We start from the raw sequence: 23,402 nt of genomic DNA on the forward strand, positions 1-23,402 counted from the left end.
CATGGGCCTGCATTTGAATCAAGGCGACGACGAGCTCGTCGAGAACCACGAAATCAACGTCACGCCGTTTATCGACGTGATGCTGGTGCTGCTGATCATCTTCATGGTGGCGGCACCGTTGGCCACCGTGGATATCAAGGTCGACCTGCCCGCTTCCAGCGCGAAACCTGCGCCGCGGCCGGAGAAACCGATATTTCTCAGCGTGAAGGCGGACCAGCGTCTGTTCCTGGGCGAAGAAGAAGTCAAATCCGACACCCTGGGCGCGGTGCTCGACGCCAAGACCCAGGGCAAGAAAGACACGACCATCTTCTTCCAGGCCGACAAGGGCGTGGACTACGGCGACCTGATGAGCGTGATGGATGCCCTGCGGGCGGCCGGCTACCTCAAGGTAGGCCTGGTCGGACTTGAGACGGCAGCCAAGAAATGATCACGACGCGCCACAAACTGACGCGTTATGGCACCAGCCTTGCCGTCGTGCTGGGCGTCCACGCCGTCGCGATCATCATCGCGCTCCAGTGGTCGGCGCCACATATGGTCCAGCTGCCTCCGGCCGCCATGGTCATCGACCTGGCACCGATGCCGGCGCCACCACCTCCGGCCCCGCCGAAGGTGATCACGCCGCCACAGCCGCCTGCGCCAGTCGAAGAGCTGCCATTGCCGAAACTGGCCGAGGCACCTAAGCCGACGATCCAGGTGCCAAAGCCGGTCAAGCCCAAGCCAAAACCACAGCCGCCCAAGCCTGTGGAGAAGAAGCCCGATCCGCCCAAGGAAAAACCTTCCGAAGAGCCGCCGAGCGAAACTCCGCAGAACAACGCGCCTACGGAAAAATCCGCCCAGCCACAACCGGGCCCTTCACCGCAGCAGATCGCGGCCAAGGCCACCTGGGAAAGTACCCTGCTGGGCCACCTGCAGAAGTACAAGAAGTACCCGCCGGGCGCCCAGGCGCGTGGCAAGGAAGGCCTGAACCGCCTGCGTTTCGTGGTTGATGCCGATGGCAACGTGCTGTCCTACGAACTGGTGGGCCGCTCCGGCAACGCCGACCTGGACCGCGCCACCCTCGACATGATCCGTCGTGCCCAGCCGCTGCCCAAGCCGCCGGCCGACATGTTGAAAGGCGGGAGCATCGAGATCGTTGCACCATTCGTTTACAACATCGAAAAACGTCGCCGCTAAACCCTACCGTGGGCACTCTCGGGTGCCCACGGCTGTTGCTCCCTCCCCCCGCATCACCGCAACCTGAACCGGGCTTGAACGAGTCAACACCTAACTCGATCTTCACTTGTAACACTTAAAGACAACGCTAATTATCCGCGAATAGTTCTCATTAGCGGACATTCGGCATGCCCAACCTTGCCCGGCTGGCTCTCCTCCTATTGGCTTTACCCGTCGCTGCACAGGCGGATCAGCTGGTCACCCTGGTCATTCAGAACCACACCTTCAGCCCCTCGACGTTCGAGGTGCCGGCCGGTGAGCGCTTTCGCATTCAACTCACCAGCCACGATGAAAGCGTCGACGAGTTCGAAAGCTACGACATGAAGTTCGAAAAAATCATCGTCCCCGGCAACACCATCACGGTGTTTGCCGGCCCGCTGCATCCCGGCACCTACACCTTCTTCGATGACTACCACCCCGACCAGGCCAAAGGCACGGTCACCGCCGTCGCGGCCAAGGAGTAAGCCATGCTGGCCTGTCTGTTGATCGTGTTTCGAGAAGTGCTGGAAGCCGGGATTGTGGTGGGCATCGTGATGGCCGCCACCCAGGGCCTGGCAAGACGTGGGCTGTTCATTGGCGGCGGAATCGCAGCCGGCGTGCTCGGTGCCGGCATCTTGGCGCTGTTTACCGGCGCAATCACCCAGGCGCTGCAAGGCTTCGGCCAGGAAATTTTCAACGCGGCCATCCTGGTGGTCGCCGTGGTCATGCTGGGCTGGCACAACTTATGGATGGCCAGTCATGGTCGCGAGCTGGCGACCCAACTGCGCAGCGCCGGCAATTCAGTACTCAAGGGTGAAAAATCACTCTGGGCCCTGGCCGTGGTCATCACCGTGGCCGTGCTGCGCGAAGGCTCGGAAATCGTGCTGTTCCTCTATGGCATCGCCGCATCCAGCCAGACAGACCCACTGTCGATGTTGGCCGGCGGCGTGCTCGGCATCGTCGCCGGCGCCGCGCTGTCCTGGCTGATGTACCGCGGCCTGGTCGCCATCAGCCTCAAGCGCCTGTTCTCGATTACCGGCTGGATGATCGCCTTGCTTGCCGCCGGCATGGCTGGCCGGGCCGCCGCGATCCTCGCCGGTATCGACCTGATTCCCGCCTGGGGCTACCAGCTCTGGGACACCTCCTGGCTGGTCTCCGATGGCAGCCTCACCGGCCGCGCATTGACCGCGCTGGTGGGCTACACCGACCGACCTCTGGGCGTTCAATTGGTGGCGTGGCTTGTCACCCTCTCGCTCCTGGTGCTGGGTAACCGTTTACTGCATTCACGCCCGACACAATCACATTAACCGCCCCAGGAGCCCCACCATGAAACACCTGCGCAACCCCTTCGCCGCCGCACTGCTGCTCGTCAGCGCCGTGGCCGCTTCCGCCCTCGCCCAAGCCCGCGAATACCCGATTGGCGGACCGGTGCAGATCAATGACATGGAGATCGCCTCCTCGTACCTGGTGGGCATCGAAATGGCGCCCATGCCGCCAGGCATGGTGATGAGCAAGGACTCGGTACACCTTGAGACCGATGTGCACGCCACCGCCGACAACAAATACGGCCTGTCCAACGGTGAGTGGGTGCCCTACCTGACCATCAGCTACTCGTTGGTCAAGCAGGGCTCGCCCGACTACAAGGAAATCGGCACGCTGTTGCCGATGGTGGCCAAAGACGGCGCCCACTACGCCAACAACGTGAAAATGGACGGCCCCGGCACCTACACCGTGGTGTTGCGCTATGAAAGCCCACAGATCAAGGGTTTCTTCCACCATGTAGACAAGGAAACCGGCGTGCCTGAATGGTGGGCTCCCTTCACCGAAACCTTCACCTTCAAGTACCCGCAAAAGTGAAATACGGGGCGGCGATACCCGATTAACCGGTGTCGCGGCCCCTACGCTGTCTGATAACGTGCGTCTATCGATTGCAGCCGGTATGCTTGGCCCGCAACCTCATGGACGCCCGCTATGACTCTTACAGAATTACGCTACATCGTTACCCTCGCCCAAGAGCAGCACTTCGGCCACGCGGCCGAGCGTTGCCACGTCAGCCAGCCGACGCTGTCGGTGGGTGTGAAGAAGCTTGAAGACGAACTCGGTGTGCTGATTTTCGAGCGCAGCAAAAGCGCCGTGCGCCTGACGCCCGTCGGCGAAGGCATCGTCGCCCAGGCCCAGAAGGTTCTGGAACAGGCCCAGAGCATTCGCGAGCTGGCCCAGGCCGGCAAGAACCAACTGACCGCCCCGCTGAAAGTCGGCGCCATCTACACCGTCGGCCCGTACCTGTTCCCGCACTTGATTCCGCAACTGCACCGCGTCGCGCCGCAGATGCCGCTGTATATCGAAGAAAACTTCACCCACGTGCTGCGCGACAAACTGCGCAACGGCGAGCTGGACGCGATCATCATCGCCCTGCCGTTCAACGAGGCGGATGTGCTGACGCTGCCGCTCTACGATGAGCCGTTCTACGTGCTGATGCCAGCGTCCCACCCATGGACGCAGAAAGACACCATCGACGCGGGCCTGCTCAACGACAAGAGCCTGCTGTTGCTGGGCGAAGGCCATTGCTTCCGCGACCAGGTGCTGGAAGCCTGCCCGACCCTGACCAAGGGCAACGACGGCGCCAAGCACACCACCGTGGAGTCCAGCTCCCTGGAAACCATTCGCCATATGGTCGCCTCCGGCCTGGGTATCTCGATCCTGCCGCTGTCGGCGGTCGACAGCCATCACTACGCCCCCGGCGTGATCGCCGTGCGCCCACTGACGCCGCCGGTACCGTTCCGCACTGTGGCGATTGCCTGGCGTGCGAGCTTCCCGCGTCCGAAAGCGATTGAAATCCTCGCCGACTCGATCCGCCTGTGTTCGGTGGCCAAGCCGCCTGCTGCGAGCTAAGTAACGGTATGACTGAGCTGTCGCAGGTATCGGTGACGGCACTCAAGGGTGTCGGGGAGGCCATGGCCGAGAAGTTGGCCAAGGTCGGGCTGGAAAATCTCCAGGACGTGCTGTTCCACCTGCCCCTGCGTTACCAGGACCGCACCCGCGTGGTGCCCATCGGCCACTTGCGCCCTGGGCAGGACGCCGTGGTTGAAGGCACCGTCAGCGGCGCCGACGTGGTGATGGGCAAGCGCCGCAGTTTGGTCGTGCGCCTGCAAGACGGCACCGGCGGCCTGAGCCTGCGCTTCTACCACTTCAGCAACGCCCAGAAGGAAGGCCTCAAGCGTGGTACCCGCGTGCGCTGCTACGGCGAAGCCCGGCCCGGCGCTTCGGGGCTGGAAATCTATCACCCGGAATACCGCGCCATTACCGGCGACGAACCGCCGCCGGTAGACACCACCCTCACGCCAATTTACCCGCTCACCGAAGGCCTGACCCAGCAGCGCTTGCGCCAACTGTGCATGCAGACTCTGACGATGCTCGGGCCAAAAAGCCTGCCCGACTGGCTGCCCCAGGAACTGGCGCGCGACTATCAACTGGCGCCGCTGGATGATGCGATCCGCTACCTGCATCACCCACCCGCCGATGCCGACGTCGACGAGTTGGCTCTCGGTCATCACTGGGCCCAGCATCGCCTGGCGTTCGAAGAACTGCTGACCCATCAACTGTCCCAGCAGCGCCTGCGCGAGAGCATGCGTTCGCTGCGCGCGCCGGCCATGCCCAAGGCCAAGCGCCTGCCTGCGCAATACCTGGCCAACCTGGGGTTTGCACCGACGGGCGCCCAGCAACGGGTCGGCAACGAAATTGCCTACGACCTGAGCCAGAAAGAACCGATGCTGCGGCTGATCCAGGGCGACGTGGGCGCGGGTAAAACCGTCGTCGCCGCCCTCGCCGCGTTGCAGGCCCTCGAAGCCGGCTATCAGGTGGCGCTGATGGCGCCCACCGAGATTCTCGCCGAGCAGCACTTCATCACCTTCAAGCGCTGGCTCGAACCGCTGGGCCTGGAAGTCGCGTGGCTGGCCGGCAAGCTCAAGGGCAAGAACCGCGTAGCCGCCCTGGAGCAGATCGCCGCCGGCGCCCCGATGGTGGTGGGCACCCACGCGTTGTTCCAGGACGAAGTGAAGTTCAAGAATCTGGCGCTGGTGATCATCGACGAACAGCACCGCTTCGGTGTGCAGCAGCGCCTGGCCCTGCGCCAGAAAGGCGTGGGCGGCCGCATGAGCCCGCACCAGTTGATCATGACCGCCACACCGATCCCGCGCACCCTGGCCATGAGCGCCTACGCCGACCTTGACACTTCGATCCTCGACGAACTGCCGCCGGGCCGAACGCCGGTCAACACCGTGCTGGTCACCGACACCCGCCGCGTCGAAGTCATCGAACGGGTGCGCGGCGCCTGCGCCGAAGGCCGTCAGGCGTATTGGGTGTGCACGCTGATCGAAGAATCCGAAGAGCTGACCTGCCAGGCCGCCGAAACCACCTATGAAGACCTCACCAGTGCCTTGGGTGAACTCAAGGTCGGGCTGATCCACGGTCGCATGAAGCCGGTGGAAAAGGCCGCGGTAATGGCCGAGTTCAAGGCCGGCAACCTGCAATTGCTGGTGGCGACCACGGTGATCGAAGTCGGCGTCGACGTCCCCAACGCCAGCCTGATGATCATCGAGAACCCTGAGCGCCTGGGCCTGGCCCAATTGCACCAATTGCGCGGCCGCGTCGGCCGGGGCAGCGCCGCCAGCCACTGTGTGCTGCTGTACCACCCGCCGCTGTCGCAGATCGGTCGCCAGCGCCTGGGCATCATGCGCGAAACCAACGACGGCTTCGTGATCGCCGAAAAAGACCTCGAACTGCGCGGCCCCGGCGAGATGCTCGGCACCCGCCAGACCGGCCTGCTGCAATTCAAGGTCGCCGACCTGATGCGCGATGCCGACTTGCTGCCCGCCGTGCGCGACGCGGCCCAGGCGTTACTGGAGCGTTGGCCGGAACACGTCAGCCCGCTGCTGGATCGCTGGCTGAGACATGGGCAGCAATACGGCCAAGTGTGACGGCTGACTCACTTAGACAACCCTCACTGGTATCAAGCTGGTTATACTCCAATGACTGTAGGAAATTGGATTCAGGCCATGTCAGAAGTTGCCCTCGCCACAGCCCCACCGACTGCACCCTCGGTGATTCGGACGCTGCTTGCAAAGCTCGCCATCAGCTACACGGAAGTTACCGAACGCCCCGGCCTGAACCCGGCGCAGAAGGTTCAAGCCGTACTGCTCGATGATGCCGTGGGTGCACTCATGGTGCTGTTTCCACAGAACCAGTTGCTGGACCTTAATCGCCTCGCCGAGCTCACCGGTCGGCGCCTCACGGCGGTGTCGCCGGAGCGCCTGGAGCGCATGCTCGGCAAGCACAGCCTGAGCCTGCTGCCCGGCCTGCCGCCGCTGACCAGTTCTCCCTGCCTCTACGAAGAAAGCCTGTTGCGTGAGCCGACCGTGCTGGTGCACTCGGGCGAAGCCGGGCTGCTGCTGGAGATTTCCAGCGATGCCTTCAAGAGCATGCTGACCAAGGCCAGCGCCGCGCATTTCGGCGAGCCGCTGAGCAACATCCGGCCAAACCTGGATCGCCCCAATGACGACCGCGAGGAAATCACCCAGGCGATGCAGGCGTTCACCGCCCGCCGTATCCAGCAGCGCCTGGAAGCCACCATCGAAATTCCACCGCTGGCCGATACCGCGCAAAAGATCATCAAGCTGCGGGTCGACCCCAACGCCACCATCGACGACATCACCGGCGTGGTCGAAACCGACCCGGCCCTGGCCGCCCAGGTGGTGAGTTGGGCCGCGTCGCCCTACTACGCCTCGCCGGGCAAGATCCGCTCGGTGGAAGACGCCATCGTGCGCGTGCTGGGCTTTGACCTGGTGATCAACCTCGCACTCGGCCTGGCCCTGGGCAAGACCTTGAGCCTGCCCAAGGACCACCCGCAACAGGCCACGCCGTACTGGCACCAGTCGATCTACACCGCTGCCGTCATCGAAGGCCTGACCCGCGCCATGCCCCGCGCCCAGCGCCCGGAAGCCGGGCTGACGTACCTCGCCGGCCTGCTGCACAATTTCGGCTACCTGTTGCTGGCCCACGTCTTCCCGCCGCACTTCTCACTGATCTGCCGGCACCTGGAGGTCAACCCGCACCTGTGCCACAGCTACATCGAGCAGCATCTGCTGGGCATCAGCCGCGAGCAGATTGGTGCGTGGTTGATGCGCTATTGGGACATGCCGGACGAACTGTCCACCGCCCTGCGCTTCCAGCACGACCCGACCTACGACGGCCAATATGCGGAATACCCGAACCTGGTGTGCCTGGCGGTGCGCTTGCTGCGCAGCCGTGGCATCGGCTCGGGGCCGGATGAATCCATCCCGGACGAACTGCTTGAGCGCCTGGGGCTGACCCGGGACAAGGCAGAGGATGTGGTGAGCAAGGTGCTGGACGCGGAAACGTTGTTGCGCGAGTTGGCTTCGCAGTTCAGCCAGGGATAAATCGGGCGCCTGTTACACCGTATTCGCGAGCAAGCCCGCTCCCACATTCGACCGAGTTCCAACTTTGGAATGGGATTGAATGTGGGAGCGGGCTTGCTCGCGAATGCAGGCGACGCAGTATTGCTGAAGAACCCCCCTAGCCTTTGGGCTTTTTCTTCGGCTTCAAATACTTGGTCAACCCCTGGAACCAGATCACCAGCGCCGGGTTGCCCTTGATCTGGATCGACTTGTCCTGAATCCCCGTCATGAACGCCAGTTGCTTGTTCTTCGCCTGCATCGTGGCGAAGCCGTAGGCGGCGTCTTTGAAGGCGATGGCAAACGCAGGCGCGGGATGAACACCCGAGCGGCTGGTAATGCGCTGGTCTTTGACGATGAAGTGACGGGCAACCTTGCCGTCGAGGGTCTGCAACTGGAACGCCAGGTCCTTGTCACCCAACTGCTGCTGGAACGCAGGGTTGGTGCGGCTGGCTTTGCCCATCAACAGGCCAAGCATCCAGAGAAGAAAACGAAATTTCATGCACACGGCCTCAGTGTAATTATTGGGTGGCCGCAGCAGTTTAACGATTTGTGCAAATAACGCTACCGATCTCCCGTTTTAGCAGGAGATCGGCTGGCGTTTAACGCTTATAGCAACAACTTTCCTCAGACGTTAGGGCAAGGAACCGGTGCCCAATCCGCCAGGTTCGGATCACGGCAAGTGCCTTCGATCTGCGCTTTACCGGCGCTGGCAACCTGCTTGCTTTCAGCTTGCTTGGTCTGGGCGGTCTGGATGGTTTTCTCGGTGGCTACGGCTTCTTTCGGCACGGTTGGCAGTACCGGCTTTTTCGCGACTTTTACCGGCTTCTTGCCTTTGGTTGGCGTCACCACCGGCGTGGTATCGGCAGTCGCAACAGTGACCACGTCAGCACGTTGTACGCCCACTTGTTGCAGATCCTGCTCGTACGCCTGGGTGTAGTTGTTCAGGTCTTCGCTGGCCTTGCCGTTCACCGCGACGATCAGGTCGTTGGACTCTTTCAGGCCCGAGACGATTTCTGCCAGGCGCTTGCGGCCTTCAACGTCGTTGACGGTCTTGGCCTTGCGGTCGGCCACCAGCTTGGTGAACGCGCTCTGGTAGCACTGCTGGGACGCCTTGGCGTACGCGGTGCTGCGGTCGATGTCGGAGGCACGCTTGTTGACGTCGGTGGCGTAGGAGGCGATGCGCTGGTTGTCATCGGTGATCTGCTTCTGGCGCTCGGTGTAGTAACCCGCAGCACCACCGGCCAGGGCGCCGCCCGCTGCACCGATGGCAGCGTTGCGGCCGCGCTTGTCGGAGTCGCCGGTCAGGGCGCCCAGCAATGCACCACCGGCCGCACCCAGGGCGGCACCGGTGACCACCGACTTGGTCAGGTCCGAATCGGTAGCACGCAGGTGCTGCACCGGCTCGTAGCAGTTCGGGTAGTACTCGACCTTGGTGGTCGAGGCGACCTTGTTGGTCGGCGACGTTGCGCAACCGGTCAGCACCGTGCTGAAGCCTGCGGCAATCAGCAGCAGATGACGCTTGGAAACCGCCTTACGGGAAAAAATCATCGTTGTGTTCTCTTTTAAGTTTGACTTGCCCAGCACGGCCCACCGCCGCCTGAGTCCCTTCCAAGCTCGCCGTACAACCAGCGGTCAAGACCGCTGACCGCTCGCTGCGAGCAATTCCTTCAAAATCGTCGCCGGGTCGGCCCGCTGTTGCTTGCGGTAGTTGCCCACATGGCGAACGAATAACGTCGCACGCGTCACCAGGCTCTTGCCCAGTACCGGCTTGCGATCCAACTCTTCCTTGATCCGTTGAAACTGCGCCTGGATCACCGCATCGGTGTAGCGCGTGCCGGTGGCCAGGTTGTCGATGTAGATCGCCACCGCGCCGTCCAGCGCACTGCGCCCATTGGTGATCGCCGTGGCGAACAGCTGCGCGCTGGCCTCGTCCTTGGCGTCGATGGCCTGCTGGCGGCTCTTCTGCAAATTGATCAGGCGGATGTTGTAGTTGTTGATGGTCTCGGCCACCAGGGCCGCGGACTGAATCAGGTTGCCGGCCGCTTCTTCGCGCTGCTGGGCGATCAGCGAGACGTTGCGCTTGAGCTCTTCGTTGACCAGGCCGAGCTCGGCTTGCAGGCGCGGGTCGACGCTGGCGGCAATGATGCTGTCCAGGCGCTTGGTCGGGTCCTGGGCGTCGTCGATGGCGTCGGTCAGCGAGGCCAGGCGGCCGTCCTTCTGCCACTGGGCAAACAGTTCCTTGTAGCGCGAACGCGGTGCCGACAAGGCGCCAATCGCCACGCGAAAGCCGGTGGTCTCGTTGCTTTGTTCGGTACCGTCGGCGGCGAACAACGGGTACTCGCGGCGCATGCCGGTGAACAGCGTGCCCTCGCCTTCCAGGTAGTTGCCGCCCTTGACCACGAACCCACCATAGGTGCCCTGGCGACGCCCGGCGTGCACCAGTTGAAAGGATTCCTGGACCATTTCCGCTGCGTTGCCGATCACATCGAACATGCCGATCGGGTTGGGCAGCTTGGTGCCGATGGGCATCAGCCGTGCGGCCTGGCCGGTGCCACCCGCGACCTGATTGAACACCGCGTAATCGGCAAGGGGACCATCGCTTTCGCTGCCCTCGGTACGCCGTGGAAACAGCCGGCCTTCCAGGTCCTGACGGCTGACCGCCTGGCCACCGCGCGCGGCAAACTCCCACTCCACTTCGGTAGGCAGGCGCACAAAGCCCAGGCCGCCGTCGTCCGCCGAAGCACCGCGACCACTCACCGGCAGCAGCTCGCGGTGATATTTCATCAACCAGGCGCTGTACACCGCCGAGAAGCGTTCGGCTTCAAAGCGCGACAACTTGACCTTGGGCAAGCGCGCCGCCATCCCGGTAGGTACATCGCACGCCGGGGCGGGTTCGCCACTGGCCAGGGATTGCGCCTGGGACATGACCTGCGCATATTGCCGCGCAGTGACTTCGTACTTGCCGATGAAGTACAGCATCGGCTTGAGCGGGGTCTTGGCGTCGGTCTTCGGCATCAGCGGCGCGATGACCTTGTTCCAGTCCTTGGGCAGGTCCTTGAGGGTGAACTGGCCGTTGATGAAGTCGCGGCGATAACCGGAAATGAACGACTGCTGATAGCCCGCTTCACCTTCGCTGAACGGGTAGCCGAGGCTGATCTCGCGGTCATCCAGGGTGCCCTGGGCCAGCACGTAGGCATAGCGGAACACCATGTTGCCTTCGCAGGGCAGCGGCAGGCTGACGTCGTCCGGCAACGGCTTGGGGTTGTCCAGCTTGTCGCTCGCCTCATCGGCCCAGGCCACACAGGACAGGGTCAGCGCCATGGCGGCGCCCAGTAACTTATACATCTCTGATTCCTTCAGAAGCCTGGATACGCGCCACACGCCAACCACCACACGCCGCCGCCACGGCGCTGACGCCGAGGACAGCTGCCAGGGCCAGGCCGTAGTGACGCGCCAGCAGGTGGCTGGCGTATTCGCCCGGCACCTGCACGAATAATTGGTTCAGGCCGGACTCTGCCAAGCCATATAAAAGCCCACTCAATGCAGCGGCAAACCCCGCGCTGTAGAGCGCCTGCAACACCACAAACAGCAACAACCCGGCGGTGGAAAACCCCAACAACCGCAATACCGACAGCTCCCGGCGCTTGCGTGCAACCGACGCCAGCGCCGCGGCAAAGATCGCGGCAAACGCGCCCGCCAACGCCAGCCCGGCGATGATCCAGAACACGATCGACAGGTTGCGGCTCAACGACTGCACCTGGGCGATGGTCTGGGCCTGGGTCGACACCAACAGATTCTGCCCGGCGAAATACACCCGCAGCGGCTCCACATCCACCAGGCGCCGCGCATACAAACGGAACGCCGGGTATACCCGTTGCTCGCTGACGCCCACCGCATCGCCGTCCCAGCCAAACGCCGGCACCGCGCGGCCATCGCGATAATCTTCCGCTGCTTCCAGCAAGCCCAAGGGCGCAAACAATCCATCCCGGGCGAAGGCTTCCAGCGGCGCTACCTGCAGCACTTGAACCCGCAGGCGTTGCGACTCGACGCGCCCCGCCACCTGGCGCCCAAAACTCGCCTCCAGCCAATCCCCGGCCTTTGCCCCGAGCTTTTCGGCAGCGGTGTGGCTCAGCACGATCTGATCCAGGCCCTTGGGCATCGGCAGGCCGGCCAGCAATGGGTCGTTGGCGGCGGTCGGCAGCATCTCCACCGTCACCGCCTCCAACTGCGCCGTCGCCGCAATCTGCCGGGTGCGCGGCAAGGCGAACGCCACGTCGCTGCGCTGGCGGAGCTGCTCGACAAATTCACTGCTGAATCGACCACCGCCCAACGGAATAATTTCCCGGGTGGCCGGGTCGTTCTCCAAACGTTCGGTCAAACTGCTAACCAGTCCAAATTTCAGGCCGAACAACACCAGCAACGGCGCGATCACCGCCACCAGCGCCAGCACCGAACACACCGACAGCCACGCATCGTTGCGGTAATCCTGCCAGGCCAGGGAAGCCACCAGGGCGATACGCATCAGCACGCCTCCCCAAGGGTGGCGGTGACGCCGCCGTCGGCGTCGCGACGGCAACTGATGCGCCGCACCTGCAAGCCGCTGGCCCGGGCCAGGGGCTCATCATGGGTGGCGATCACGCAGCACGCGCCGTTATGCCGGGCCTGGGCCAACAGCGCTTGCATCACCCGCTCGGCGTTCAACGGGTCGAGCGCAGCGGTGGGCTCATCCGCCAGCAACAGCTGCGGACCGTGGGCCAGGGCTCTTGCGCAACTGACCCGCTGACGCTGGCCGACGGACAACGCCGCCGGCTTCTTGTCCAACTGATCAGTGATTTCCAACTGCTCGGCCAACCGCGCCACGCTGCCGTCGTCTTTCAAACCCAGGAGTTGCCGCGACAACGCAATGTTGCCGCGCACATCGAGAAAGCCCAGCAGGCCGCCAGTTTGCAGCACGTAACCCAGGTGCCGACTGCGTAGCTCCGCCAGCGCGCTTTGCTGGTCACCACGCCAAAGCCCGGCAATGTCGACGCGGTTGAAATCGAACTGCCCGACCTGATCCGGCGCCAACACCAGCGCGAGCAAATCCAGCAAGGTGCTCTTGCCACAGCCACTCGGCCCGACCACCGCCAACTGTTCACCCGCACGCAGTTGCAAGCCCGGTATCACCAGGCTGTAGCGCTGGGCACCAACGCCCCGGCTCTTGTGCACTGCGCTCAAGTTCAGCATTACGGCAGCGTCGACAGCGGCACGCGGTACAACGCATCACCCGGCTCGGCATCGCCGAAACGGACCCAGTTGGCCACATCGTTATGGAAGGTTTCGTAGAGGCGGATCTTCGAATCCAGCTCGTCGATAAAGTCTTCCTGCTCGGCCACGCTCAACGACAGCCACAAATCCTGGGTCATGTTCAGCGACTTGCTGCGGTACGGCAGGCCTTCCAGGTATTCGCCAAGGATGCCGCCTTCCGCCAGGTTGCCGCCTTTTTTCAAGGCCTGTGGATCGCGGCTCATATAGGCCGAGGCGCTGGCGATTTCCTGGAAGAAATCCTTCGGTGAGGTCTGGGTTTTACGCGCGGCGTCGACGATCAGTTTCAAGGACTGCTGCAAATCGTTGAGCTGCAATTTGGTCAGCATCACGCACACCTGAAAGGCCGGCAGCGCGGTGTTGGTCAGGTCGCGATCGGCGGTCCAGGCACTCACCAGTTGCGGTGCCTGGCTCGCGGTTTTGCGGCCAAGGAAATCCATGTGCATCGCGTAACCGACGGCGGCGGATTTGTCCGCCAGGGTCGGCGCGGCACTGAGCAGCGGCACCGGCTGCGGCGTGTTGCTGCGCACCTGATGCACCAGGTTGGCGAACACCGTGCCGATCTCGTCGACCCGCTCGCCGAACTTGCGCACATCGCCACCGGGCACCGGCGTGTACAGGTCGCCGATCTGCGGGTTGGCGTCGGCGGTCAGGGTGCGGTACTGGGTTTCGGCGCCGCTGTGGGTTTTCTTCCCGGCGTCGGTGCGCAGGTGCAAGGCATAGATCTTGATCTGCTTGCCCAGCGCCGCCTGGCGCACTTCGGCTTCGTTCATCTGGGTGGTGGCAAACGGGTCGTTCTTGCGCAACGCACCGGCGTCGGTCACCAGCAGGATCAAGCGCCCGCCGTAGCCGGACCAGTCCATGCCTTCCACCGCCTGCATGACACCGGCGAACGCGTCTTCGTTGAACGAGTGGCTGGACACCGTCGACGCTTTGACCTGCCGCGCCATGTCGAGGAAGCGCTGCGGGTCGCGCCCTTGGTCGAGGGTGATCAGGGTCTTGGCCACATACTCCAGGCCGGGGGTTTTCTTGATGCTGTTGCGAAAACCCACCAGGCCAAAGCTCACGCTGTCCAGTTCGCCACGCTCGGCGATGCGGGTTTGCAGTTCGTGGACCACATCGCGAACCTGGTCGATGTAGGGCTGCATCGACACCGTGGTGTCGACCACCAGCACCACCGCAGTGCGGAAGGCATCGGCGCTGGCGTCGGTCACCGGCGTTCGAGCGACAGCCTTGGCGATGACATCAGGTGTGCTGCCAGGGTCGATGGAGGCGACGTTGAGCAGCTGCACCGGCTGGCCGTTTTCGTCGAAGCTCTCCTTGGAGTCGAAGATCGGCAGCAAATAGAACTGGTTCTGCGGGACGGCGCTTGCGGTCGGCTCCAGGGCCAGCACCTGCTGGTTGTCCTCGGTGTTTTTCTGCACCTTGAGCAGCAGGTTTTTCGCCGCTGCGGGATCGGCTAAAAGCTTCTCCACTTCAGCGGACTGACGCAGGAACATCACCGGCGCCCGGCCCGAACGCTCGGTGAACTTGAGCACCAGGCTCTGCTTCCAGTCGCTGGCTTGCGCCGCCGGCAGCCAACCGTCGCTGCGCCCGTCGGTGGCGGCGCCAACCCGCAGCCAGGGGCTGCCGTCGACGTCCTTGCGTTGGTAGACATAGAGCACGGAAAACGCCGGCAAACCTTCGCCAGGCGCCCCGCCCGCTTCGTGGGAAAGCTTGGCGCCAGGCTTGCTCAGTACCCGCTGGAACAGGGTTTTCTTGCCGGCCATCAGCAACGGGCGTTGACCGCCGTCAACCTGCGCCGCTACCGGTTGCGCGGCAGGCGGCGCGATGGTCTTGGCCGCCTCGGCAACCGGCGGCGCGGCGGCTGGCGCGTCATCTTTCAACCACCAGTAACTTGCGCCCGCAATTGCCAGCGCGACCGCCACGGCAACTGCCGCCAACGCCAGCACCGGCCCACGGTTTTGTTCGGACACGGCGGAGTGTTGCGTCGGCGTCACCACCGGTTGACGCACCGGTTGCGGCTGCGGCTTATCGGTCGGGATTTCGATGGAGACCGGCGTGAGTCCGGCCAGGTCATTCGAGACCGCCACCGGAATCGGCAGAGGCCGAATCAACGTCGCCTCGACCTGCTCTTCCTTCGGCAACTGATCCAACGCCCGCAACAACTCCGCCGCATCCGGGAAGCGTTCCGCCGGGTCTTTGGCCAGCAGCTTGCGCAGCACCTCCTGATAGCGCCCGTGGTGCACCGGCAATTCCGGCAGCGGTTCAGTCAGGTGTGCCAGTGCTGTGGAAAGCGCATCGGTGCCGTTGTAAGGCAACTTGCCCACGAGGATTTCATAGAGCACCACGCCCAACGCATACAGGTCGGCGCGCCCATCAATCTCCTGGCCCCGGGCCTGCTCCGGGCTCATGTAGCTCGGCGTGCCGACGGCAAATCCGGCCTGGGTGAACTGCGTGCGGTCATCCAGGGACTTGGCGATGCCAAAGTCCGACAGCACCGCCGTGCCATCCGCGCGGAACAGAATGTTCGCCGGCTTCACATCGCGGTGCACCAGGCCCTGGGCGTGGGCATAACCCAGCGCCGACGCAATCTGGCGGATATACGTCAGCCCTTGCTCCGGCGTCAGGCCCGCGGCGATGCGCTCCTTGAGCGTGCCATTGGGCAGGTATTCCATGGCCATGTAGTACAGCTCACCGACATTGCCGATGTCATGGATGGTCACGGTGTGCGGGTGGGACAGGCGCGCCAGGGTCTTGCCTTCGCGCAGGAAGCGCTCGCAGAAACTCGGGTCGGCCGCCAGCGCCGCCGCCATGATCTTCAGCGCCACCTTGCGCTCCAGGGAACGCTGGGTCGCCAGGTACACGCTGGCCATGGCGCCAACGCCGATTTCGCCTTCGATGTCGTAGCCGGGAATGATGATGTTCATGTCGACACCTTCACAACGATGGCGGTGATGTTGTCCGGCGCGCCGCGATTGAGCCCCAGGTGCACCAGGCTGCGGACGATTTCGTCCGGCTCGGCATGGCTCAGTACTTCGCGGATCTCGTGGTCTTCGACGGTCTTGTTCAGGCCGTCGCTGCACAGCAGGTAACTGTCGCCGGGGGCGATCAACAGGTCGACCGACGACAACGCCAACTGTGCTTCCACGCCAATCGCGCGGGTGACGATATTCGCCCGTGGATGCACCCGCGCATCGGCTTCGCTGAGCAGGCCGCTGTCCTGCAAGTCCTGCACGTAGCTGTGGTCGCGGGAGATGCCTTCCAGCACGCCGTCCCGCAGGCGGTACAGGCGGCTGTCGCCGGCCCACAGGCACACGCCGCGCAAGCCTCGGGTGGCGAGCAACACCACGGTGCTGCCCATCATGGTCACGCCACGGTGGGCGGTTTCTTCGCGCACCGCGCCGTTGACTCGCAGCAGGTCGCTGCGCAACGCCGCCGTGTATTCCTCAAGGGAACGGCCCACGGGAATGCTGCGCAGGCTGTCGACAATCAGGCTGCTGACGTAATCTCCCGCCGCGTGCCCGCCCATGCCGTCGGCCACCACCCACAGGCCGTTTTCCGGCAGGTCGAGGCAAGCGTCTTCATTGACTTGGCGAACCATGCCGACGTGGCTTTTGCTGGCGGATTTGAACGTGGACCGCATCTACACAACACCTTCTTGGCCGAGCAAAAATTGCGCAAAATCGTCGGCAGCAGGCAAGCCCTGACACCGCATTAAACCGGGAGAAATCTGTTGCGAACCACGGCCCCACCACAGGCTCGCGCCTTCGCAGGCCTGTTCGGCAAGCGCAGTCATCCGCGCCTGCGGGTCTGTGGCGTTGACACGCTGCAAGCCCGCAAAGCGACTACCCAAGGTGCGAGGTTGGCAGGCTGGAGCGCCGAGGGATTCGATCCCGCCGCTGAAACCTTCGAAGCTGGCGCCGGCGTCCAGCGTGCTCAGCAACAACTCTTCCACCTGTTCAAACCAGGTGTCCGGGCCGCCAACGACGGAGGCCGGGTCGGTGTCGTGATCCAACAGCGCAGCCACCGTCAGCGGGAAATAGCGCCCCACCCGGTCAATGCTCGGCATCACCACGCCCACCGCCGCGTCCGGCCCGCACACACCCGGCGCCAACACGAAGCGCCACAATGGGCTGACCAGGTAAGCATTCAGCCAGTCAGCCCCGAGGCGGGTCTGGCTGGCGAGCAATCCGGACGCCAGCCAACTGTCCCAAGGGCCGATAAAACTCTGGGGCAGCGCGCGGCTGACAAAGTCGCCGCGGCACGCCAACTTGCCGTAGAAACCCAGCGTGGTCATAGCCGCTCCGGCAGGCTGAAGCCGTTAAGCACGCGGCTCTTGAACGGGTTGAACGCACTGTTGGCCCGCAACTCGTAGGAGATGCTCGCGCCGTCGACCCGCAGACGCAGGTTGAAGCGGTCCGGCGAATTGCCGGCGGTCAGGTCCGATTGCTCCAGCAGGCGAAACCAGGCCCACGGGCCGTCCAGCGTTACACCGGAGCGCCCGCTGGCTGACGGCGGCATGATGGAAATGCGCACCACGCCAATGCTGCCGGGATTCGGCCACTGCATCGCGACCGGGCGGCTCGGGCCGTGGTCGTAGCTCAGTTGCTGGCCGTCCAGGTCCAGCAGGAACTGGGTGATGGTCGCGTCCATCGCCACCGGCTTGAGTTCAAAGCGCACGATCGGCTGGGTGCCACCGGCACGGAAAAACGCATCACGAATGGTCGCCGCGCGCTGGAAGGTTTGCAGCACGCCCGGCGCGATGCCGAGTTTCTGCGCCGCGCCCGGCTGCCAGCGCCAGGTTTGCGTGGAGGTGTCGACGTAAGGTTGCAGGTACTTGCGGAAGTAGTTGTCCATCACCCCGCCCACCCCGAAGAACTGCCCGAAGTCATCCAGGGTCGCGTCCCGCGCACTGCCAGGCGACATCGGATAACGCCCGGCCAGGGACTGGCGATACACGTTCACCACTTCACTGACCCACGCCGCATTCAACTGGTTACGCACCCCGCCCATCATGCTGTTGGTGGTGGAGTTGACCACCGACTTGACCATGCCCTGCACCAGCGGCGGCTGGCGTTCGGCATTCAGGCTGACCCGCGTGGCCGCAGCCGCCGCCTGGTTTTTCGCTTCGCCGAGCAATGCATCGCCGCTGGCGCCGACCATGGCGCTGACCTGCACATACAACGCATTCATGTCCGCCAGCAGGCCATCAATGGCCGCCGGTTCGCCTTCGTTCTTGCTGACGATGCTGTTGAGTTCGGCGAAGTGCGCCGTCACCGGATCTTCACTGGCCGCTGGTGCATTCGCAGTTGGCTGGTCCTGGCCAAGCAGGCTGCCGAGGCGTTCCTTGAGCTTGTCCACGCCACCTTCCACCGGCGCGCCCTTGGCGGCCAGCAAGCGTTCTTCCGCCTGCAGGTCGGTCTCCTTGGAGACTGCCACCAGCAGCTTCTTCAGCGGCGAGGTCGGCCCGGAAATCACCCGCAAAACGTCGGCCGCCTGGGCCACGCTGGTGATCGGCACAAAGTCGATGTCCGCCAGCAAGGCGTCCCACTGGCGTTGATAGTCCTGGAAGTACAGGCGACGCACGTCCGCCGCGAGGCTGACCACGTTCTGTTGATCGGCCGGCTCGCGGCCCAGCACCCATTGCTCTTCAGCGAGGGTGCCGGTCTGGTTCAGGCTGGTCAGCAGGAAGCCCTGGCGATAACCCTTGGCGGTGAAGAAGCCGCTCAACGGCTCACCCAACGGCTTGCCACTTTTGCGACTGAACACCAGCGCGGCATCACGGCCCGCCGCTTCGTTGATGCGAAAGTCCGGCACGCCTTCCGGCAGTTTCTGGCGCTTGATACGGTCGTAGACGCGCTGGGCCACCGGCAGTTGCTGCAGTTGCCGACGCAGGTCGTCGATCAAGCGCGGGTCGAGACGGGCGCTGGGCGGATGCCGCTCGAACAGGGCCTGCAAGTGCCCGATCAGGGCCTGGCGTTGGTCCGCCGGCAGGTCGCGCGGCAGGTTGCGGTCCCAGTCGAGGGCGATCCAGGCCTTGATGAAGTCCGGGTCGTAATGCTCGCTGTCGGCGAGCATCAGGTAGGCCTTCAAACCTTCGTAGAGGAAGTCGGAATTGCCGCCGCCGTGCAGTTGCTCTTCGATGCGCGTCACCAAACGGGGCGCGAACACGGCGATCAACAGCTTGCGGTAGACGCTGGCGGATTCGGCTTCGAGCATGTCGCCCTGATACAGGCCCAAGCCTTCGGACCAGCTCGGCGAGTCGCCCGCCAGGTTCTTCACGGCGTTAAGCAGGGGCAGCACCGCGAGTACTTCGCGCTGTGCCGGACTGAGGTTCTGCACGGTTTGGCCCAACGGTGCGACCTTCTGGTCAACCTGGGCGATGTAGGCCTGGTTGGCGCGATAACTCACCCACCACAACGTGCTGACGACCAGTACCAGCGCCACGGTTGCGGCCAGCACACCCCGGGCAATCCACTTGCGACGGCGCTCGACCTTCGGGTTGACGCCCACCAGGCCACGCTCGGCAAACGCCACGGCGGTGAACAGTTTTTCGATGAAGTAACTGCGCCCGGTGCCGGTCTGGCGCGCCAGGTGCTGGCGGTCCAGGTTCATGCTCTGGGCCATGGCGCCGATCAAGCGGTCAATCGGGCTGCCTTCCTGGGTGCCGCTGGTGAAGTACACACCGCGCAGCAAGACGCGCTCTTCAAAGGCGTTGGGTTTGAACACGCCTTCGAGGAAGCCTTGCAGGCAATCCTTCAACGCGCCGAACTGCTGCGGGAAACCGTAGATCAGGTCGCGCCGCGCCGGGTCGCGTTCCTGTTGCAGGCGCTCCACCAGGCGCTCGTTGAGGCGCTGTTCCAGGCCGGCGAACTCGCTTTGCAGATGGGCCAGCGGGCTGTCGCTGTTCTTGCCGTCGTCCAGGGCGAAGGTCATGCCCCACACTTGGGCGCGCTCTTCCTTGCTCAGGTTGTCGAAGAACTCCATGAAGCCCGGCACCAGGTCGAGCTTGGTGAGCATCAGGTAGATCGGGAAGCGCACGCCCAGTTGGGTGTACAGTTCCTGGATGCGCAGGCGGATCGCGGCGGCATGGGCGGCACGCTCGGCGTCGCTGCCCAGCAGCAGGTCCGAGAGGCTGATGGCGATAAACGCACCGTCAATCGGGCGCCGGGATCGCTGCTTTTTCAGCAGGTCGAGAAAGCCCAGCCAGGCGGCTTTATCCACCGTGGAGTTGCTGTCCTGGGTGGTGTAGCGGCCAGCGGTGTCGAGCAATACGGCCTGGTCGGTAAACCACCAATCGCAATTGCGCGTACCGCCCACGCCCCGTACCGCACCGGCACCCAACTGCGCCGCCAAGGGAAAGTGCAGCCCGGAATTGACCAGCGCGGTGGTCTTGCCCGAGCCCGGCGGGCCGATGATCACGTACCACGGCAGCTCATACAGGTTGCGGCGCTCGTCACCGCCCAGCTTGGCCTTTTTCAACAGGGCCAGGGCTTCGTCCATGCGCTGGCGCAGGGTCGCCAGCTCTTCGGCGGTGGCGACGCTGGCAGGGTCTGGCGGGGTTTCCGCCGCGAGGCTGCGCATCACTTCGGCGGCCTGGCGGCGGGCCTGGATAATCCGGAAAACGCGGTAGGCAATCCACACCGCGAACACCAGGATGATCAGCGCCCAGCGGCGCCCTTCCGGCACCAGCACATCGAGCAACGGGCCCACAAACCAGATGATCAGGCTCAAGGCGATCAGGCCCAGCAGCGGGATCACCCAGCGAATCACAAAACTGAAAAACGCCTTCACTCGACGCCCTCCGCCAATACGGTGATTTCTACCCGGCGATTGCGCGCACGGCCTTCGGCTGTGGCGTTGGTCGCCACCGGCTCGGTGTCGCTGCGGCCTTCGGCGCTGAAGCGTTCCGGCTGGCCGGTCTTGGCCGCGAGAATCTCCAGCACCGACTTGGCCCGCGCTTCGGACAGCGCCCAGTTGGACGGAAAGCGCAGGGTCGCAATCGGACGGTTATCGCTGTGGCCGGTGACCCGCACCTGGCCCTTGACCTTGCGGATGGCGTCGGCAATACGCAGCATCAGCGGCTGGAAGTCATCGACGATGCTGGAGCTGGCCGAGGCGAACAGTTCATCACCACGGATGGTCACCACGGAGCGGTCGACGGCATCTTCCACGGCTACGCGACCGGCCTTGATGTCTTCCACCAGGAAGCCTGCCAGACGCGGTCGCTCAATGATTTTCGGCTGGGCCACCGGACGGTCGATGGCCTGCACCGGGATCTCCCCCAGGGCATGAATATTCTTGAACACCGGCTCGGCATCCGACGCCAGTTTCATCCGCAACCCGAACAGCAATGCCAACAGCAGTGCCAGGCCGATGGCCACGGCGATCCATGGCGGCATGAACTGCGCCAGGCGATCACGGGCCACGGTCACGCCGCGCCAATGGGGTGACAGCTCGCGCTCATGCTCGCCACGGGCACTGCGAATCGCCGCAGCGGTACGCTCGCGCAAGGCTTCCAGCTGGCTGCGGCCATCGTTCATCACGCGGTAGCGACCTTCGAAACCCAGGCACAGGCACAGGTACAGCAGTTCCAGCAGGTACAGGCGTTCCCGCGGGCTTTGCAGGCAGTGATCCAGCAACTGGAAGACCTTTTCGCCGCCCCAGGCTTCGTTGTGCACGGTGATCAGCAGGCTCTGCTTGCCCCAGTCACTGGCACTGCCCCACGGCGTACTCAGCACGGCTTCATCGAGGGCGGTGCACAGCGCGTAACGCGCCAGCAGCACATCGTTGCGGGCCACGCCGGCCGCCTCGGCACGTTCTTCGAACTGGCGCAGGTAAGCCAGCAACTGCGCACGCAGGCTCGCTGGCGCAGGGTGCGAGATCGTGTTGCGCAGGCGCGTCAGCAGCGACAACAACGGGCCGGCAGCGCTTTCCAGCGGGTTCAGGCCCTGGGCCTTGCCGGTCAGGATCGGCGCAGCGGGCATCGACAGCGGCGCCGGCTCTGCGCGAACAGGCTCCGGCGCGCGGCCACCGGGACGCGGCATGAACTGGGTGCGGTCATCGTCATTCGGATGCATCGCGGATTACCCTCGGATGGCCCAGAAAGCCAGGTTCAACCCCGGGAACTGGCCGGCGATGTGGAACGCAAAGCCACCGGAATTACCCAGTTGCTGCCAGTGCTCGCTGCCCCGGTCCAGCTCGTAGTAGGTGGAGCCCGCGTGGTACGGAATCTGCCGTGGCGCCACCGGCAGCGGCAGCAGGCCGATGCCCGGCAGTTGCAGGTTGACCAGGTCGCGGATGTGTTCCACCGAGCCGACTTTGCTTTGCTGGCCGAAGCGTGCGCGCAGGGTTTCGCCCGGCACATCGGCGCGCACCACCAGGATGAAACTGGCGCTGTCGATCAGGGTTTTGTCGGCCAGCATCGCCACGTGCACGCCGTAGGCTTTCTCGACAATCGGGATCGGCGTGGCCTTGCTGTCGATCAGCATCGACAGCGCCTCGCGCAGGGCCAGCATCACCGGGGTGAAGCTCAAGGCCAGCTCGTCATGCTGGTATTGCGGGTATTCGTGGGGGCGGCGGCCCGTGGTGGAGAAGGTCGAGAACTCGCCGGCCAGGCTCACCAGCTCACTGAAGAAACGCTCCGGGTGCAGCGGGCTCAACTGACTCAGGTGCTGGATCAGCGGCTGGGCGCGGTTGACCAGTTGCAGCAGCATGAAGTCGGCAATCTCCGAAGCACCACCGGCGCCCGAAGCCACCACGCGCCCGGCCAACGCTTCGCCGCGCTGGTGCAGCAGGCCCAGCAGTTCGCTGCGAAACGCGGTCAGCGGTTTGCTGGCCGTCACGTCGAGGACCGGCGGGATGTAGCTCTCGTCCAGCACCAGGGCGCGGTCGGCGCGTTTTTCCTTGATGCGCACCAGGCCGATAGCCGCGTAATCGCTGATGCCATCCTGGGCGGTCAACAGGCGCAAGGCGCGGGAGCCGACCGCCACCGGCGCACGGTTTTCGAAGGGCGCGTTGTCGTCGCGCACTTCACGCACCTGGCTGACATAGCGCGCGGCTTCCAGGGCCTCGCCTTCGTCGACGGTGTCGCGGGCGCCGGCACGCTTGAGGGGCAACGCCAGGTACACCAGGCCATCGCGCAAGTTGTCGTCGATATTCAGCGGGCTCGGCGCCAGGTCGTCCTGGGGGATATTGAACGGTGTGCCATCCGGTAACAGGCCGCGTGCCGAGACGATCGCCAGCTTGCCCTGGGCCAGCAGGCCCTGGTCGATCAACAGTTCGGAAAAGCCCCAGGCCCCCGCCGACAAAGGGCGGCTGCGCGCATCGATCAGGTTTTCCAGGTAACGGTCATGCTGCTGGAAGTGCTGCGTTCCGATGAACATGCCTTCCGACCAGACCACGCGATTGTTCCAGGACATGGGGGCTCCG

At 64.2% G+C, this 23,402-nt stretch carries 19 protein-coding genes; 8 read left to right on the plus strand and 11 right to left on the minus strand.

From position 1 onward, the window contains the following. Nucleotide 1 precedes the first annotated feature (1 nt). From exbD to A462_RS01240, 8 genes are all read left to right on the plus strand, one after another. Nucleotides 2-427: a TonB system transport protein ExbD gene (exbD, locus tag A462_RS01275; RefSeq protein ID WP_003213296.1), complete on the plus strand. Its 426-nt coding sequence runs from the start codon at nucleotides 2-4 to the stop codon at nucleotides 425-427. Beyond that, complete coding sequence (locus A462_RS01270; RefSeq protein WP_003213297.1) at nucleotides 424-1,173, plus strand: TonB family protein; 750 nt, start codon at nucleotides 424-426, stop codon at nucleotides 1,171-1,173. The genes exbD and A462_RS01270 overlap by 4 nt, the downstream gene beginning before the upstream one ends. Nucleotides 1,174-1,340: 167 nt before the next feature. Further along, a complete protein-coding gene (locus tag A462_RS01265; protein WP_003213299.1) occupies nucleotides 1,341-1,676 on the plus strand; it encodes a cupredoxin domain-containing protein in 336 nt (111 codons plus the stop codon). Nucleotides 1,677-1,679: 3 nt separating this feature from the next. Beyond that, nucleotides 1,680-2,498, plus strand: a complete 819-nt coding sequence (locus A462_RS01260) for an FTR1 family iron permease (protein ID WP_008439439.1) — start codon at nucleotides 1,680-1,682, stop codon at nucleotides 2,496-2,498. Between the two features lie 19 nt (nucleotides 2,499-2,517). Next, nucleotides 2,518-3,048, plus strand: coding sequence for an iron transporter (locus A462_RS01255; protein WP_003213303.1), 531 nt, complete (start codon nucleotides 2,518-2,520; stop codon nucleotides 3,046-3,048). 114 nt (nucleotides 3,049-3,162) lie between these two features. Next, nucleotides 3,163-4,083, plus strand: a complete 921-nt coding sequence (locus A462_RS01250; protein WP_003213305.1) for a hydrogen peroxide-inducible genes activator — start codon at nucleotides 3,163-3,165, stop codon at nucleotides 4,081-4,083. An 8-nt stretch (nucleotides 4,084-4,091) separates the two neighbouring features. Beyond that, nucleotides 4,092-6,167, plus strand: a complete 2,076-nt coding sequence (recG, locus tag A462_RS01245; protein WP_003213306.1) for an ATP-dependent DNA helicase RecG — start codon at nucleotides 4,092-4,094, stop codon at nucleotides 6,165-6,167. Nucleotides 6,168-6,245: 78 nt separating this feature from the next. Then, nucleotides 6,246-7,646 carry an aminoacyl-tRNA deacylase and HDOD domain-containing protein gene (locus tag A462_RS01240; RefSeq protein WP_008439447.1) on the plus strand — a complete coding sequence of 467 codons (1,401 nt, stop codon included), beginning with the start codon at nucleotides 6,246-6,248 and terminating at the stop codon, nucleotides 7,644-7,646. A 136-nt stretch (nucleotides 7,647-7,782) separates the two neighbouring features. Here A462_RS01240 and A462_RS01235 read toward each other — a convergent pair whose 3' ends face one another. The 11 genes from A462_RS01235 to tssK all read right to left on the minus strand — a co-directional run bounded on the left by A462_RS01235 (nucleotide 7,783) and on the right by tssK (nucleotide 23,392). After that, a complete protein-coding gene (locus A462_RS01235; RefSeq protein ID WP_008439448.1) occupies nucleotides 7,783-8,163 on the minus strand; it encodes a hypothetical protein in 381 nt (126 codons plus the stop codon). A 125-nt stretch (nucleotides 8,164-8,288) separates the two neighbouring features. Further along, the gene (gene tagQ / locus A462_RS01230) at nucleotides 8,289-9,212 is read right to left on the minus strand and encodes a type VI secretion system-associated lipoprotein TagQ (RefSeq protein ID WP_008439449.1); all 924 of its coding nucleotides are present in this window, start codon (nucleotides 9,210-9,212) and stop codon (nucleotides 8,289-8,291) included. Between the two features lie 84 nt (nucleotides 9,213-9,296). Continuing rightward, nucleotides 9,297-11,009: a formylglycine-generating enzyme family protein gene (locus A462_RS01225; RefSeq protein WP_008439450.1), complete on the minus strand. Its 1,713-nt coding sequence runs from the start codon at nucleotides 11,007-11,009 to the stop codon at nucleotides 9,297-9,299. Then, a complete protein-coding gene (locus tag A462_RS01220; RefSeq protein ID WP_008439451.1) occupies nucleotides 11,002-12,186 on the minus strand; it encodes an ABC transporter permease in 1,185 nt (394 codons plus the stop codon). Before A462_RS01220 ends, A462_RS01225 begins: the two co-directional genes overlap by 8 nt. Next, nucleotides 12,186-12,890, minus strand: coding sequence for an ABC transporter ATP-binding protein (locus tag A462_RS01215; RefSeq protein ID WP_008439454.1), 705 nt, complete (start codon nucleotides 12,888-12,890; stop codon nucleotides 12,186-12,188). Before A462_RS01215 ends, A462_RS01220 begins: the two co-directional genes overlap by 1 nt. Beyond that, the gene (locus tag A462_RS01210; protein WP_008439455.1) at nucleotides 12,890-15,898 is read right to left on the minus strand and encodes a serine/threonine-protein kinase; all 3,009 of its coding nucleotides are present in this window, start codon (nucleotides 15,896-15,898) and stop codon (nucleotides 12,890-12,892) included. Before A462_RS01210 ends, A462_RS01215 begins: the two co-directional genes overlap by 1 nt. Next, complete coding sequence (locus tag A462_RS01205) at nucleotides 15,895-16,614, minus strand: PP2C family protein-serine/threonine phosphatase (protein WP_008439456.1); 720 nt, start codon at nucleotides 16,612-16,614, stop codon at nucleotides 15,895-15,897. The genes A462_RS01210 and A462_RS01205 overlap by 4 nt, the downstream gene beginning before the upstream one ends. Beyond that, entirely contained in the window at nucleotides 16,615-17,268 is a 654-nt protein-coding gene (tagF, locus tag A462_RS01200) for a type VI secretion system-associated protein TagF (protein WP_008439457.1), read from the minus strand. After that, nucleotides 17,265-20,765 carry a type VI secretion system membrane subunit TssM gene (gene tssM / locus A462_RS01195; RefSeq protein WP_008439458.1) on the minus strand — a complete coding sequence of 1,167 codons (3,501 nt, stop codon included), beginning with the start codon at nucleotides 20,763-20,765 and terminating at the stop codon, nucleotides 17,265-17,267. The genes tagF and tssM overlap by 4 nt, the downstream gene beginning before the upstream one ends. Continuing rightward, nucleotides 20,762-22,051, minus strand: coding sequence for a DotU family type VI secretion system protein (locus tag A462_RS01190; RefSeq protein ID WP_008439459.1), 1,290 nt, complete (start codon nucleotides 22,049-22,051; stop codon nucleotides 20,762-20,764). The genes tssM and A462_RS01190 overlap by 4 nt, the downstream gene beginning before the upstream one ends. Before the next feature lie 6 nt (nucleotides 22,052-22,057). Next, complete coding sequence (gene tssK / locus A462_RS01185; protein ID WP_008439460.1) at nucleotides 22,058-23,392, minus strand: type VI secretion system baseplate subunit TssK; 1,335 nt, start codon at nucleotides 23,390-23,392, stop codon at nucleotides 22,058-22,060. Nucleotides 23,393-23,402 lie beyond the last annotated feature (10 nt).

The sequence above is a fragment of the Pseudomonas sp. Ag1 genome (genome assembly GCF_000278565.1).
GTDB lineage: Bacteria > Pseudomonadota > Gammaproteobacteria > Pseudomonadales > Pseudomonadaceae > Aquipseudomonas.